The 14,584-nt window shown below is 43.3% G+C and carries 13 protein-coding genes and 1 tRNA gene; 4 read left to right on the plus strand and 10 right to left on the minus strand.

Annotated elements, in window-relative coordinates; all coding sequences use genetic code 11:
- Positions 1-16: 16 nt before the first annotated feature.
- The gene (locus Q1Q15_RS19695; protein WP_300463892.1) at positions 17-2,140 is read right to left on the minus strand and encodes a DEAD/DEAH box helicase; all 2,124 of its coding nucleotides are present in this window, start codon (positions 2,138-2,140) and stop codon (positions 17-19) included.
- A gap of 95 nt (positions 2,141-2,235) precedes the next feature.
- On the minus strand, positions 2,236-3,939 hold the full coding sequence (locus Q1Q15_RS19700) for an acyl-CoA dehydrogenase (RefSeq protein WP_300463893.1): 1,704 nt from the start codon (positions 3,937-3,939) through the stop codon (positions 2,236-2,238).
- 263 nt (positions 3,940-4,202) lie between these two features.
- Between Q1Q15_RS19700 and Q1Q15_RS19705 the strand changes: the two genes are divergently transcribed.
- Complete coding sequence (locus Q1Q15_RS19705) at positions 4,203-5,432, plus strand: DUF4388 domain-containing protein (protein WP_300463895.1); 1,230 nt, start codon at positions 4,203-4,205, stop codon at positions 5,430-5,432.
- Between the two features lie 16 nt (positions 5,433-5,448).
- Here Q1Q15_RS19705 and Q1Q15_RS19710 read toward each other — a convergent pair whose 3' ends face one another.
- From Q1Q15_RS19710 to Q1Q15_RS19735, 6 genes are read right to left on the minus strand one after another with little or no spacing between them, the layout of a single operon-like run.
- Positions 5,449-5,724 (minus strand): hypothetical protein, encoded by a 276-nt coding sequence (locus Q1Q15_RS19710; protein WP_300463896.1) that lies wholly within the window; start codon positions 5,722-5,724, stop codon positions 5,449-5,451.
- A gap of 13 nt (positions 5,725-5,737) precedes the next feature.
- The gene (locus Q1Q15_RS19715; protein ID WP_300463897.1) at positions 5,738-6,073 is read right to left on the minus strand and encodes a roadblock/LC7 domain-containing protein; all 336 of its coding nucleotides are present in this window, start codon (positions 6,071-6,073) and stop codon (positions 5,738-5,740) included.
- Complete coding sequence (locus Q1Q15_RS19720; protein ID WP_300463898.1) at positions 6,070-6,528, minus strand: hypothetical protein; 459 nt, start codon at positions 6,526-6,528, stop codon at positions 6,070-6,072. The genes Q1Q15_RS19715 and Q1Q15_RS19720 overlap by 4 nt, the downstream gene beginning before the upstream one ends.
- 54 nt (positions 6,529-6,582) lie before the next feature.
- Positions 6,583-8,208, minus strand: a complete 1,626-nt coding sequence (locus tag Q1Q15_RS19725; protein ID WP_300463899.1) for a hypothetical protein — start codon at positions 8,206-8,208, stop codon at positions 6,583-6,585.
- Positions 8,209-8,218: 10 nt separating this feature from the next.
- The gene (locus Q1Q15_RS19730) at positions 8,219-8,824 is read right to left on the minus strand and encodes a GTPase domain-containing protein (RefSeq protein WP_300463901.1); all 606 of its coding nucleotides are present in this window, start codon (positions 8,822-8,824) and stop codon (positions 8,219-8,221) included.
- 40 nt (positions 8,825-8,864) lie between these two features.
- Complete coding sequence (locus tag Q1Q15_RS19735) at positions 8,865-9,254, minus strand: roadblock/LC7 domain-containing protein (protein WP_300463902.1); 390 nt, start codon at positions 9,252-9,254, stop codon at positions 8,865-8,867.
- A 245-nt stretch (positions 9,255-9,499) separates the two neighbouring features.
- Here Q1Q15_RS19735 and Q1Q15_RS19740 point away from each other — a divergent pair.
- Together Q1Q15_RS19740 and Q1Q15_RS19745 are read left to right on the plus strand one after the other, a co-directional pair.
- Positions 9,500-9,576, plus strand: a tRNA-Pro gene (locus Q1Q15_RS19740).
- A gap of 197 nt (positions 9,577-9,773) precedes the next feature.
- Positions 9,774-9,953 (plus strand): hypothetical protein, encoded by a 180-nt coding sequence (locus Q1Q15_RS19745; RefSeq protein WP_300463904.1) that lies wholly within the window; start codon positions 9,774-9,776, stop codon positions 9,951-9,953.
- 495 nt (positions 9,954-10,448) lie between these two features.
- Here Q1Q15_RS19745 and Q1Q15_RS19750 read toward each other — a convergent pair whose 3' ends face one another.
- Positions 10,449-11,627 (minus strand): hypothetical protein, encoded by a 1,179-nt coding sequence (locus tag Q1Q15_RS19750; RefSeq protein ID WP_300463905.1) that lies wholly within the window; start codon positions 11,625-11,627, stop codon positions 10,449-10,451.
- A gap of 737 nt (positions 11,628-12,364) precedes the next feature.
- Here Q1Q15_RS19750 and Q1Q15_RS19755 point away from each other — a divergent pair.
- A complete protein-coding gene (locus Q1Q15_RS19755) occupies positions 12,365-13,768 on the plus strand; it encodes a hypothetical protein (protein WP_300463906.1) in 1,404 nt (467 codons plus the stop codon).
- 506 nt (positions 13,769-14,274) lie between these two features.
- Here the strand turns inward: Q1Q15_RS19755 and Q1Q15_RS19760 are convergent.
- The coding region (locus tag Q1Q15_RS19760; RefSeq protein ID WP_300463908.1) for a tyrosine-type recombinase/integrase at positions 14,275-14,584 on the minus strand (310 nt) is incomplete at its 5' end.

The following is a 14,584-nucleotide window of genomic DNA, read 5'->3' on the forward strand; positions in this document are numbered from 1 at the left end:
AGTTGTTGAATGGGTTCTATTTGTAAAAGGTGACCACCGGTTCCTTTAATATGAGATCTATGGCCTCTTTTGCCGTTTTGGCAATGCCCGGAAACGTGTCTTCCAATTTTGATATCTGTCGTAAGTTTTCACCGGTTCTCAGGATCAATCGGGCAAGATCGCCTTCTGCAAAATCTGACTGGCTGACCAGTTCTTCCCAGGGTTTATCATGGGCCCATAAATAGAGCAGCAGGCTGGGTTGAATAAATAGATTGGGGGCATCAAATCCATCCTCCAGCAGTTTTATGGCAAAGGGTTTTAAGTCTTCTCTGGCACCTAAAAATGCCTCTTTCAGGCGTTGGGGAAGGGCCTTATGGTATAACGGGTCATCCGTGAATTCTTTTTCATTGACAAAGGCGCTGATAATGGCGGCCAATAAAGCCGGGTCGGTCTGGGGCAGGCATTTTTTCCGTATGCCCTGGGCCACCAGCAGGGGGGCATCCATTCTCAATTTAGACGCCCAGAGACCATCCTGGGTAAGTTTTCCCTCCTTGGTAACAAAATTTTCAGCGGTCAGGAACGCCATGTGGTCTAAAAAATCCAGCCAGAGCAGTTCCAGGTCCTTGCCAAATTTTTTCCGGGCGGTTTTGCCTCTTTTCTTTCCGGACAGGATCAAATGGGAGGCAAAGGATTTTTCCAGCACTATTTTTATCTGATCCGGTGTATGGGAGAGCAACAGGTTTAATACCATGGAAAAATTGATGGTGATCTGGCTTTCTATGTCTAAGGGGGGAGAGTTGATCAATTCTGAGACATACGCTAAGTCCATGAATTTACCCGGCAACAGAATGGCGAATCCAATGTTATCCATGCCCCGTCGCCCGGCCCTGCCGGACATTTGTTGAAATTCACTGGGGGTCAGCGACATGAATTCAACCCCGTTAAACCGGTCAGAGTTCAGGATGACCACGGACCGTGCCGGGAAATTAACCCCTGCCGCCACAGTGGAGGTTGCAAACATGGCATCCAGCAATCCTTCTGCCATAAGGGTTTCAACCACCACCTTCCATGCCGGCAGATGACCGCTGTGGTGGGCTGCCGTGGCGGTCTGTTCAAGAAAGGGGCGCTGTCTGTGGTGTTCCAGATGAGGATTGCCGGATACCAGCTCATCAAGTCTGTGGCGCAATGCGTCTTCTCGTTCAGGGTGTTTGGATAATAGGTCTGAATTACACAGCTTAATGGCCTGATCACATTCTGCCCTTGATTTCAAAAAAAAGATGGCCGGCAACAAATGGTATCGATCCAGAATATGCAGGATATCTCCAAATGGGGGAAGTTTCCCGGCAGGCGCCATCTGGGGTCTTCGTTTAGCTGTATTAAATTTAAACACTTTTTTATGAAGGGTTTGCTGCTGGCCCGGACCCTGGGATTGCATCAAGGGGAAAAGGGTTCCGGACGGGTGTAAAAAAAGAGGAAAAAGGGGCACCGGCCGGTCATTTTTCTGGATGACATGGCATCGTTTGCCCCGGATGGATTCCAGCCATTTTGCGATTTGAAAAGGGTTTCCAATGGTTGCGGAGAGTAATAACAAAGGGATTCGAACCGGCAGGTAAATCATGATTTCTTCCCAGACCACCCCTCGCTGTTCATCGCCTAAAAAGTGGGCTTCATCCAGAATAATCAGTTCACAGGTTAAATTTTCTCCGGTATCCATGGCATCATAGAGTTGATTCCTCAGGATTTCCGTTGTACCGATAACAATTGCGGCGTCTGGATTTTCTTTAATATCACCGGTGAGAATGCCGACATTTTCTTTGCCGAAAAGCGTTGAAAACTGGGCATGGATGGAATTGGTCAACGCCTTTAAAGGCGTGGCATACCACACTTTCCCTTTCCGTTGTATGACTTTTTGCGCCACCTGTTCAGCGATCCAGGTTTTCCCGGCACCGGTGGGCGCTGTGACCAGACAATCGGATGTTTCTATGGCTTCAATGGCTTGAACTTGAAACGGGTCAGGGGTAAACTGCTTTTGATCCGGCACCCCTATCTTTCCGAACACATGCCGCAGGGATCTTTCAGATCCCGGCTGCATCGGTTTTATGTCCGGTTTTTTTCCTGATGCTTTATAGGGTCTTTTGGAAGGGTAGAGCCTTTTTTTCATGATAGAGATAAACCTTAAAAATCAATATGGTGCAATTTTTTACGCAATGCCTGACGGACAGAAAACCCGTGATCATCATTTCGGATACCCAACGATCACGGGTTCATTTCATACGTATCCTTCAGTGCCAATACATGGGTTTCCCAGATCCTTGAGAATCTTTCTTTATTGGTGATCGGTTTTTTAATGATCTTCCGGCAATAGGCCATCTGGATATCAGATGTGTCTGTTTTTGAATAGAGATTCAGGGCATACGCTGAAAAGTCCCGGATCATAAAGTCAAAGATTTGTTCCAGCAGATCCTCATCAAAATGATCCATGGTGTATTTTTCAATGATCAGCTGGCCATAGGCGACAAGGGTGAACATTTCACCCAGGTACAGCAAAAAGTCCATGTTCCCGGCCTGGTGTTTGTCCGGGGTGGCTTTAAGCAGCATCTCCTGTAACAGTTTTATCTGCTCTTTAAACAGGGTGACATTTGGCAGGTCTACACTGTTGTAAGCGATGTTAAAATCATGAAACTGGATTTTCCCAAGGCCTTTTGTGGGGCCCTGATGGAATAAAAATTCATCACAGGCCGCATCATCTCTTCGGGGAATTTCGGCAAACTTTCCTGGATTGAAAAAATAATTGGCCATGAATTTAATAATCAGTGCCATGTTCACATGAACGGTTCCCTCCAGTTTTGGCAGTGCCCGGATATCGGTTGCCGCCATTTCAAAATAGACGTCTTTTTCAAACCCCCTTGCGGCGATGACATCCCATAGCAGGTTAATGACGGTCTCTCCCTGGCTGGGCACCTTCATCTTGACCATGGGATTATATAAAAGATATCGTCGGTCATCTTTGGAAGCACTTCTAAAATAGTCGGCAGCCCGCTGGGAAAACAGTCGCATGGCGGTAAGCCGTGTGTAGGCATCGACGAACATCTGCTGGATGTGGGGAAACTCCGTGACCCACTTGCCATAGAGATTCCGGTTGGCGGCATGGTTCAGTCCTTCGTAAAAAGCGTGGGTGCAGATGCCGATGGCGGCCCATCCAAGATTGAACTTTCCCACGTTAATGGTATTCAATGCTGAATCCCAGGCATCCTGCCCGGTTGACAGGATGTCCGCATCGGTCACCGGGTATCCGCTTAACGCGTATTCAGCCACGTATCCTTCCCAGTCCACCACATTCTGGACAAGGTCATAGTTTTCATGTTCCGGATTCACTGCAAAAAAGACATACGCATCGGTTTCAGAGTTTTTTCCAAATGTTGATACAATACCGGCTTTATTGGCGTTGCCGATATAATATTTTCCGCCATCGGCCACATAATGGCCATCGCCCAGCGGGGTTAGCGACATATCCGAGGCGTAAAGGTCAGCACCATGGGTTTTCTCCGACAGGCCAAACGCAAAGATATGGCCGTCTTTTAACAATTGTGCAGTGGTATGTTTGATGGGTTCATTGGAACTCATCCAGATGGGGCCCAACCCCAGAATAGAGACCTGCCAGGTATACCAGTGGGAGAGATTATAAAACCCCAGGATTTCATTGAAATCACAGATTCTTCTGGTATCCCACCGGGCATTTTTATTGCCGGATGCATATTTTGATGGTGTGAGCAGGGTGGCAAAGATCTGGTTCTGTTTCAGGAATTCAATGAAATCATCATACCAGATGCGGTTGTGATAATCTGATTTTAATTTTTTTTTCCCCCGATTTTCAAAAAATGCAATGGTTTTTGTCATGATTTCTTTGGATTCGGGATCCAGGTGGTCAAAATTTTCATTTTTTGGGTTGAATAATGTCATGATTTTTATCCGGTCGCCTGCCCGTTGAAACGTGGGGATGGACAGCCGCCGATTATCCTTTTGGTTGGAGGTTTTTTTGATCTTTAATATAATGATGGGGGTTGTTTTGTCAATTTAATCTGTTATTTTCTCCGGGGTAACCCCGGCAGGATAATATTGTATTCGCCAACAGAGTATGGCATAGTATCAGATGAATGGTCTTTCAAAAGGGTTGAATGGCTTTAGTGCAGATCAAAGAGGGTGATTGAACGAAAAGGGATAGTATGAATCTTCAGGGTGATTTTGAAGGGTTAACTCTGGCAAGTATTCTTCAGCTTTTGTGCAATGATCAAAAGACAGGGGTGCTGACGGTAACCTGTGATGATGAGGAAAGCCGGGTTTTTTTTGACCAGGGAACCATTGTTTATGCGTCGGCTTCGTTAAAGGAAGCAAGATTGGGATTTTTGATGCGAAATGATGGTATTATTTCCGTAAAGCAGCTTCAGAAATGTCTGGCCCTTGCCCGACAGGAAAAAATGCACCTGGGCAAAATCCTGGTGGAAAAAGGATACGTTTCCGTTGATACGTTGAAAAAGTATAATACCAAACAGGTTGAAACGATTTTATATAATCTGCTTTTCTGGAAAAAGGGCCGGTTTGAATATAAAGATGCCCGATTGAACTTAAAGGGCATGATCATCACCCAGCTCAATCCCATGAAGTTGATCCTTGAAGCGTCCCGACGGATTGATGAATTGTCCGTTCTCAAGCAATTTATCCCCAATGATAAACTGGTCTTTAAAATGTCGGGAAAGGTACAAAGCAAGGAAGAAATTAAACTCAATGCCAATGAATGGCGGATTCTTTCTTTGATTGACGGTACCCGTACGGTCCGGCAAATTATCAATGAAAGCGGGTATGATGAATTTGCAGTGTTTAAGATTTTTTTCTCTGTTATTTCCTCTGGTTTGATTGAGCAGAAAGATGAGGTGCAATTGGATGATCAGGAAGGGGGAAATGATTATTCTGCCATCCTGACGGTGTTTAATGACATTTTGAAAACCATTAAAAAAAATGTTGCGGATGAGCTTGGGGACAGAAGCTATTTTTTGTTTGAAGAAAGTAAATTCGGTCTTGTCATTGATGTTAAAGACGTGCTCAAGGAATATCACCCGGATAATCATAAAAATTCAAACCTTCAGGCCATTAGCAGTGCCTTGGATCAAATGGAATCCATCGAAGATCCCAAGGAATTTTTAATTGCCGGATTTACCGAATATTGTGTGCAGGTTTTGAAAAAAGTAGGAGAAATTCTGGGCTCCCACCCATTGATCAAAATCCTGAAGGATATTGAAAAAGTGTTGGGGTATGTTAAAAAATATCAGGCCGGTTCCAAAGAAAAGAGTAAAATCGTCAATGACATGAAACATGCCATTGCAAACATTCATTCGGAATTTAAAATCGATAAAAACAACGGTTCCAAAGGCGGCATTTTTTCCTTTTTTTCTCGATAACAGACAATGGATGGGCTCAGGAACCTGCCACTTTTGTCCCGCCATAGGCTAAAAAGGAAAGTGCAGCGGTTCTGACCAATGCCTTTATAATTTCCAGGACATCTGTATCCACAAATTGATCAAAAATGATCACGTAATCGGCAAAAAACAAGAGACAGACCGTTATCAGAATCAGGTTGATGACCTTCCCGACTTTTCCACCGGCATACTTGATCCGGGCTTTGTTGAAAACAAATATGATAATGAGATATATTACCAGTGTAAAAATCAGGATGATGGTTTGTGCTGTCATGAATATCCACCTCTTATTGAGGCCTTACTTTAAGAAGACCGGTTAGAAAAGTCATTATATTGTCCGTCAGAACCGAATTGTCAATACTGTGTTCTTTTACCACTCCAAGATAATAATTGCCAACAGGAAAAATAAAAAAATTTTTTTGATTTTCCCGGGGAAAAAGAACATACTTCAATCGCGTCTTGCCAATGGCGTAGGCGTTTCGACCACAGGCGAACACCATGCCGGCAGATCTTTCAGGATCTTTAATGTCATGGGCAATAATCTGTCCCATATGATCTACAACGATATATTGATCCACACCGGTTACGGTGGCAATCTGCATGAACGCTTTCCGGGGTATCATTTGAGGTGTCCATTTTGTGCGGTGTCGATTGATCCTATCCGGTCCAATTGATCCCTGAGGGGTTTGGATAGAGGAAATGTTTTCCCAACAATAATGACCGCTAAATCTTTATTGATCATTTTTACGGTGATATTTTTGCTGGACAGGATTAAGGATATTTCTTTCACATCCGGGTATTGAGACCGACCGATAGAAACCGTTTTTATCAGAAGGTTTCCCAACACTTCCAAGTCGCTGTTGTTTAACATATCGGGCATATTATTCGTTAATACACCGGTTGCTGTGTGGAAGAGAAAAAACCCGATAATTTCCGGGAAATGTAGACGTGTTTTTAAAAAGGCATCTGCGCGTTTCAGATCCGGTGCTTTAACCGTTTTGACGGAATATGAATTCCAGTAGTTGCAGGTGCTGCATCGGAACACAACTTTCCCGTCTTTCAGTTGTTCTGACGACAAAACATTTTTTTTCCCACAATCTTCGCAAAAAAAAATCATTTTATGTGTGACGCGTTATGAAGCGGTGAACATTTTTTTAATTCTTCCCCAAAGTCCCGGTGGGTTCCCCCCGGAGGTATCAGTAGCATCTGTTTCTGATTCCCTGGCGGCCATATCTGCATTTATCTGTTGAATTGTTTCAGATTGGGCTTTCAACAGATGGATGTTGGAAGCAATGATCTCAAGCAGGCAGGTTTTGTCCGGATCTGTTTGCCAGCGGGTTTCAAGATAGGCCATGTCTTCGGTGACAGATAACATGGATGCTTCGTACTGGAGCCATTCTAAATCTTCAATGGTGGATTTTAACCGGTTTAAGATGTCGAAATCCGGGTTGCTGGACTCGGGTTTATACTCATCGTTTGGCAGCGGGGGGGCTTCAAAGGCTTCATCTTCATATTGGAATGGCACTATCCCGTCTGCCGACTCATCCGCAGTATCTGTTCTGATCTCCACCGCTGGTTCCTTGTGGTCATCCGGTTCACCGCCATTTGTTTCCGGGTCATCCAGGTTGAAAAATTCATCCAGCCGACTTCCGATTTCCGGTATGGGATCATTATCCCGTCGCAGGGGGGTGAAATCTTTAATCCCATCGGATTGTGGCGTGCTTGTCCGGTTATCCTTGTTATTGTCCTGATACGGGTTCTGGCCCTGAACATCCAGCAGATGGATGGCATCTAATAATTCATCTGCCGGAGACTCTTTTAAACTGAAAAGATCGTCCATGACATCTCTTGGACCTGGTGGTGAGGGCCTTTTGTCTGTCAAGGCCGGCACCAGGACGTCAGGGTCAGTTTCCTTTTCAGTATCCAGAAGTTCTTCCGGCTCAGGCAGCGGGGTTAAAAGGGTGCTATCATTTTTTGAAGGAAGATGGGGTTGTCTAATGTGAGAAAGTGCCGGTTGCATTGCATCTTCTTCGGAGGAATCGGGTGTCAGGTCAACCCCTTTTTTTCGGGAGATGGTCTGTTTAAAATCATGAAATCGTTGAATATCGTTTTCCAGGACTTTTTTTTTGTCCTTTAAAGCCATGCCGGGCGTATGAACGATTTGTTCAAAATTTTCAAAAACTGATCGTAAAAAAGAGATGGAATCGGTGGGGGCATTTGCTTTTTGGATCCCAATATATCGCCCGGTGGTGTGAATGATTTTTAAAAAAGTATGCTGGAGGTTATTGCCTTTTAACTTAGTCAATAATGGTGTGACAATGGCCTCAAAATTTTGCAGGGTGGTATCGGAAATTTCCCAGTCGATGGCTAAAATAACCGCTTTCAGATCGTTCAAATCAGTATTCGTAATCGAAGGCCTGGACGTAATTTTATGTTTTAAAGATTTATATTTTTCAAGTTCGTCAAACAGGATCCGGCTGGTTTCGTCTTTTTTAAGATCCGGTTGCGTGATAATTTTCTCCAGCTGATTTGCCATTGAGGTCAAGACCGGTATTGAATCCGTATGCGCCTTATCTTTTTTGGAGCCCAGATATTTTCCTAAAGATTGCATCATTTTTAAAAACGAAGGTACTGCCGGAGTATTTTTGTGTTCTTGTCCAAGTTGTGACAGCTGTCGTTGAAACGCTGCCATGGTATCGTCTGTAATGGTCTCGCTCATGGACTGTATGATTATTTTAAGCTCAGTTAGCGAATTCAAAAAAACCTCCTTAAAAAAGCTGGTCTTGAATGGATGCCAATGTTATGGATATGATTTTTTTCAAGGTCGGGATAACATTGCCCCCCCTTAAAGCGGTGGCCTCAAATGCCGGAGCCCGCAGAAGGCCGTTCAGATCTTTTTGCAGGGTTTGGGAAGATACAATGGGGATGGCAGACTGTTTTAAATCTATTTTATTATATTGCATGACAAACGGTATGTTGAACAAATCAAGGTTGTAAGTTTCAAGATTTTCATATAATTGGTTGAGAGATTCAATATTTTTTTTCCGCTGTTCTTTCTGGACGTCTGCAACGAAAACAATCCCATCAACGCCCCTTAACACCAGTCTCCGGGTAGCATTATATTTTACCTGTCCGGGAACAGTGTACAATTGAATGGTGACATCAAATCCTTTTATCTGACCCACATCAAAGGGTAAAAAATCAAAAAAAAGGGTTCGATCATCCTGGGTTTTCAAACTGACCATTTCTGTTTTTATTCGATCCCGGTATGTTTTATTGATATATTCAAGGTTTGTTGTCTTCCCGCCGCGCCCCGGGCCGTAGTAAACAATCTTGACCTGAACTTCCTTGGTTTTTACATTGATCAGCGCCACGTCCCATTCCCTTCAAACAAACCTGAACACGGCAAAGTGATCATTTGTCACTGGCCAATATGGAATTGATTCTTTGGATGGTTTCAGCCACTTTTAACCTTACCAGTCCCAGGGAGATGTCTTTGTTGAACATTGTAATTAAAAGGGTCTCATTGTTGACCTTGCTGAAATGAATACTTGATTTTTCACCCTTATGAAAGAGCAAAGAAAATTCAGACTCACCCACTAGTTTTGCCATTGCATCAACGGCTGCAAAATTACCGGCAGCAAGTGCAGCAAAGGCAGTCGAATCCAGCATGGTTTTTCCATTATTATGGTTAGCAATGGTATTACCGGCCATATCCATAAAGATCACATGATCCAGTCCGGCTGAGATCAGGTGGGTATGAATGGCAGCATCAATGGCATCTAATTGGCTTTGATTAAACATGCGCGAATGGTACCGTAAATATGTCAATAGTGCAATTAAAAAAAGTCCTGGTGCATTAAAAGACGGGTTAACAGCGGATGTTGGGGCTGATTATAGAAACCTCAAACCATCATAAAATAAACTTGAATGACGCTTCCGGTACCATTGGAGCGGAATGGTTAGATGGATAGTTTGAATTTTCCGTCAATATTTCTTGACACACATTTCAAAGGGTGGTAAAAGTCGCTTTGTTCAGCAAAAATGCTCGGGGCGTAGCGCAGTCTGGTAGCGCACTTGTCTGGGGGACAAGTGGTCGCTGGTTCAAATCCAGCCGTCCCGACCACTGATAACAAAGGCTTTCAAGGATTCCTTGAAGGTCTTTTTTTATGGGGAAATGGTAAGTGGGGACCAAATTGGGGACCACTTTTAGTGGTGTTGAGCCAACAAAAAAAACCGGCCAAAATTATAACCAGACCTTTTTTACCCCTGACATTGCATAGAATTATTCTTTGAAGGCAGGTATCACGGGAATGGTTCTATATGGAACAAAAAGCAATGGAAGTTCCCAGAACACCATCCCCAGAAGAAAGCCGAAACCTCAAAACACATCTTCAACGGATACTAATCAACACCACCATTAAAGGTCCCCACACCCCCATTGCAGCCGTTTGTGTAATCCCCAGGGCAAACCCTTCATGTCAGACACCCATGGAAGGATAAAGCCCAAATCCTTGATCATGCCCAATGATTTCAATCTCATAGCCTTGAGCATAAACACAAACAAACCCAATGTATTCTTTTGTTAGATTCCGGTCTTCATCTTCCCGGTATCAATGCCGCCTATACTTTCCCCTGTTATAGTGAAGCCACCCACCTTTACAGGGTATCCAAATTATGATCGATGAACATTACAGGAGGAATAGGGGCACCTTGGTTTGAATCGCATTTTAAATGCTCCTGACATTGCACAGAATTATTTTTTCAAGGTAGATACTCAACCAGGATGCCATACATCACCAAAAAAGACAGAAACACTTTCAATCCGTCTCATCACCCATGGCATCATCATCAAAAAGAACCTGATCTTCAAAATGCTTCTTTCAGCCCATGCCAATCAACACCATCGCTTAAAGGCATCCAAGACCCGTTCACAATCGCCTATATCTTTTCCCAGGTGACTATATTCATTCCAGCACCAAGGGAAGAATAATGCCCTTAATCGTGATTGTGCCACATAAGTCCAGCCTCACTCCCCGCCGCCGCTTGCATGGCTGACGTTATCGCGGTCACAGGGTCCAGTTCATACCCCTGGACAACATCCTTGCCCATTTTATCGGACCTGGCCAGCATCCTTGACCGGGCGCCCCTGCCTTTCAAGATCGCATCGTATTGTTTAACCATGGCGTTTGCAAAGGCAAGATCCATATCCACTTCAAGCCCGCCTGAATGGAGAATGGCACTCGTTACTTTGTTCTCAAATTCATAAGGGTCCTGGTCGCCAATGTTCTCAAAGGCAATCTCCGGACGATAGGTATTTGCCTTCCATCTTTCCTTGAACTTCCCGCCCAGGTGCCGGACGGATTCAATGATGTCATCTTTAAGGGCCCCGGAAAGGATGAAAGTATCACCCTGCCATGTACCTTTTATATTGGCATCCTCAAGTATCCGCTGTTTGTCTTCATTGGAAATGTCTTTCATGGCCTTGTTCAAAACCTGCTGTTGTGCCAATAATGGTTCCAAAGACTGGAAAAGATCCTCTGAAAACTTGCCAACCTTCTTAATCTGGGTCTGATAGCCCTTTCTTTCCAGTTCTGCCCGATATGTGTTCGCTCCCCCGGGAAGGCGTCGAGTATCAAAAAATTGCATCTGATTCGAAACGCCTTTTTTGGTACCGATGATACGCCATTTCCCGGAGTTCCTTAAACGGGGAAAGTACGAGCCCCTTAGATCCCCCATACGGTCCGCCGCTGCCCTGAGATCAATCCTCGTGGTACCTTCTTCATTCTGGATGGTGATCTGTGGTAACGATTGTCCGGCCTTCTCGTATGCTGCAATGGCTTCTTCCAGGTTCCTGGCAAAATGGTGATATAGGTTGTGGGACATTTTCCGGAAATTGATCAATGCTGCCTGGCCTTCTTCTGAAAATCCGGACTCTTTGGCCTCGATGGCAATGCCGTCTTTCCATGCCGCCTTCACCGGGTGACCGTGCTGTATGCACTCTTGTCCTGCTATCGTTTTCACCCAGTTTAAAGGGGTTCCGTTTGTTATGAGGGCAAGCATACCCAACACGGGAGTGACGCTCATTCTGGCGGTATCTTGGCCCATGCCAAGCTGAGAATTGGCAAAAGAGTCTGATGCATCAACCCCGGCTTTTTCCCCGCATACCATCACCATGTGTTCTGAACCGATATACCGGTTATTTTGGAAATGATGATAGCCCAGGAAGCGTCGATGTGGTCGTTACTGTCTATATCTGCTGTTATTAACAGGGCTAAACTAATGATAAGGATGTGATGATTTTTTATATATTAAAGAGTTGAATATGGAAAATGGCGGGGGAAGATGCACTTTGTCCATATAATGGAATCGAAATTCAAAACTCAAAAAACCTCAGATACCATATGTAGTATTTCTGAAAATTTATTTAGGGTGAACCATATGAATACAAGTAGTTGCCCAACTGAGTATCTGTTGCCTTGGGCACTGAAGTCAACTCCATTGGATTAAAGGCTTGAAGCGACTATAGATAGATAAAATTCACACCATATTAGAATAGATCGCCCCTTCCTTTTATCTCCAATAAAAATTGAATTTTGGTTTTTCTCTACCACCACAAAATCTTGTGGTTAAAAAATTTCAGCAAAAGCGGTCAATCATAACATTATTGATCCCTTTTGGATTGAGATTCGTTCAAACTGAATGTTCCTAAACCGACGTTTCATTTCAGAAGATCCATAATCATAAAATCAAAGCCTTGACGTTAAGGATTTGATTCTGTAAATAATCGACATACCTTAATTGTATTTGACTCTACCCCCCTGTTTTGTGCTGATCAATGATAGGCAGTGGGGAAAATTGATAATTTCCCCTTTCTTAGCTATGGACGCTGGTTTCTTGTATTGGGAGTCGTCATGCTTGATTATGATATTGTTAAATCGGCCGGTGTGATTCTCGGTATTATCGGGGCGATTTTTACGTTTTTTTATTTCCAGATTTTAAAAGATAAAGACAGTTTTCAAAAATTCCTTATTATGGTGGAAGAAAACAAGCCACTTTCCACATATCATTCCGTCGTTGAAAGGGTCATGGGGGTGATCCATCGTTTTTTCGGACCTCCGAAAAGCCGCAAATCATTCGTTAGAATTCTGCTGATTGCCTTTGCCTACCCGATTCTTTTTTTTTTAATCTGCTATTGTATTTCCGGTAATACTATGCTGGGCGGTTTGGGATTTATGCCTGAGCAGCAGAATGGTTTTATTCGTTTTGGTCTGGTACTCCTGTTCGTTGGTTTAGCTGCTTTTACGGGAATAGTGTTGAGGAATGATGAGGTTATTGCAGGTTTCTTCATAAGGCAAATCCCAATTCAAAATCGAAAAATTTTAAGCAGTTTATCGTTTCTTTTTGAACTAATTGTTGGTTTTGCTGTTGGTGTTGTTGTTGGTGTTGGTGGTGTTTTTGCTGTTGATGCTGTTGCTGTTGGTGGTGGTGTTGTTGCTGGTACTATTGGTGTTTTTGTTGTAGTTGTAGTTGTTGGTGGTGTTGTCGGTGGTGGTGGTGTTGGTGTTGGTGTTGTTGGTGTTGTTATTGGTGTTGTTGTTGGTGTTAGTCGTGTTTTTGTTAGTAGTGTTGGTGGTGGTGTTGTTGTTGTTGTTGTTTGGAGTGTTATTGATGGTATTGATGTTTTTGGGAGGGCATTATCCATTGTATCAATCACTCTTCTACTCCTTTTACCTTTGGCTAATAGTATATTTGATTATATCTCTTTTGAAATCAGCCGGTTTTTAACTCGTAAGTCATGCGACTCCACCAGCAAAATATTGATATCCGGACTGCTGCTTGGCGATCTTTTTATTGCGGTGCTGCTGTTGATTGGGACAGCCATGGTATTACCATCCTTTGTCGAAATTTTTAATTTTTTGGGAGCAAAATATACTGAAACCTTTTCAATTATCAATTGGCGGCAGATGGCGGTTGATGCAAGGGATTATCCTTTTTCCAAAGGGATTGCCGTGACGCTGATGCTTTTCAGTACGCTGATCTGGACGGTCATTCATGCTGTCATAGCCTTTGTCTCACTTGTTCTGGCACCAGCAGGGCGAGAACTGATAATAAATCAATTAAAAAAGGAAGATTTGACCAACTGGGAATATATGTGGGGAGCTGGGTGGTTAACTGGGAATGTTGTTTTTTCACTTTTGCTATTTTTAGGCGTTCCCTATGCTTTTTTTACCTGGGTTGTTGATATCCCCCTTGCCGGATGGCTTTATTATTTGGCTACCGACTTAAGCCGGGACATTTTTATGCTTTTTTTTTAAAATTCTGGACATTTTATTCTATCCATTCAATATAGATCTCACAGATATTAAATAATAATTTATTGTGAGATGGTGCTCTATTTTATTGCGATTACGAAGTCAAAAAATTATTTTTTTTATTGGTTGCAGCCCGATTAAAGCTTCGGTAAGAAAAATTGCCAAACTTGTTGAAATATCAAAAAGTAGCGCACATCGAATTATTGCTGCTATTCAAAAGAGGAATCTTCACCCTGAATCGGAATCATATACGACATCATAGCGGGAGAGGGCTTCCGGCCATAGGGAAAGGAATATAACGTGTAGGACTCTCTTTTTGAAAACCCTTCCGGGCACAAGATGTTGTATCTATATTGTTTTTTCCCAATTCCATTATATGGGAGAGGCCAAAATCAAATTTCCAAATCTTCCATTACGTTTTATTGGAGATATTCAGAAACAGTGTTCAAAGCCTTTATCTCAAAAAAGCAAACCCCAAGAAAACACCTTGGGGTTGTGACAAATCTTTTTTACCAACCGGATGCATTGTTCATAAGATTGTGCAACATTTCAGCGGTTGGATGCAGATATCTGGAACTTATTGTTTTTTGTGTGTCGCCCAATAAACGGGCAACATGGTCAAGATCCATCCTAAAATTATAGCGCAAATTAGTTGCCACATAGTGGCGAAATGTATGAGGCCCCCGCCCATCACCTTTTGTTTTAAGGCCAAGATCTTTAAGCATGCAGTCAATAATTTTGTAAATCATGTTTTTTCCCGGGAAGACCTTTTTAAATGAATCTTTCTCAGGATTAGGAAAAGATGTTTCCAGATGCTTG

The organism is Desulfobacula sp., assembly GCF_030145145.1.
GTDB lineage: Bacteria > Desulfobacterota > Desulfobacteria > Desulfobacterales > Desulfobacteraceae > Desulfobacula.

Bases quoted from the DNA above. Each gene is read 5' to 3' on its own strand.
- Q1Q15_RS19695 (WP_300463892.1), bottom strand. From the start codon at position 2,140: ATGAAAAAAAGGCTCTACCCTTCCAAAAGACCCTATAAAGCATCAGGA.
- Q1Q15_RS19750 (WP_300463905.1), bottom strand. From the start codon at position 11,627: ATGGTGATGGTATGCGGGGAAAAAGCCGGGGTTGATGCATCAGACTCT.
- Q1Q15_RS19745 (WP_300463904.1), top strand. From the start codon at position 9,774: ATGGAACAAAAAGCAATGGAAGTTCCCAGAACACCATCCCCAGAAGAA.
- Q1Q15_RS19700 (WP_300463893.1), bottom strand. From the start codon at position 3,939: ATGACATTATTCAACCCAAAAAATGAAAATTTTGACCACCTGGATCCC.
- Q1Q15_RS19755 (WP_300463906.1), top strand. From the start codon at position 12,365: ATGCTTGATTATGATATTGTTAAATCGGCCGGTGTGATTCTCGGTATT.
- Q1Q15_RS19710 (WP_300463896.1), bottom strand. From the start codon at position 5,724: ATGACAGCACAAACCATCATCCTGATTTTTACACTGGTAATATATCTC.
- Q1Q15_RS19715 (WP_300463897.1), bottom strand. From the start codon at position 6,073: ATGATACCCCGGAAAGCGTTCATGCAGATTGCCACCGTAACCGGTGTG.
- Q1Q15_RS19705 (WP_300463895.1), top strand. From the start codon at position 4,203: ATGAATCTTCAGGGTGATTTTGAAGGGTTAACTCTGGCAAGTATTCTT.
- Q1Q15_RS19735 (WP_300463902.1), bottom strand. From the start codon at position 9,254: ATGTTTAATCAAAGCCAATTAGATGCCATTGATGCTGCCATTCATACC.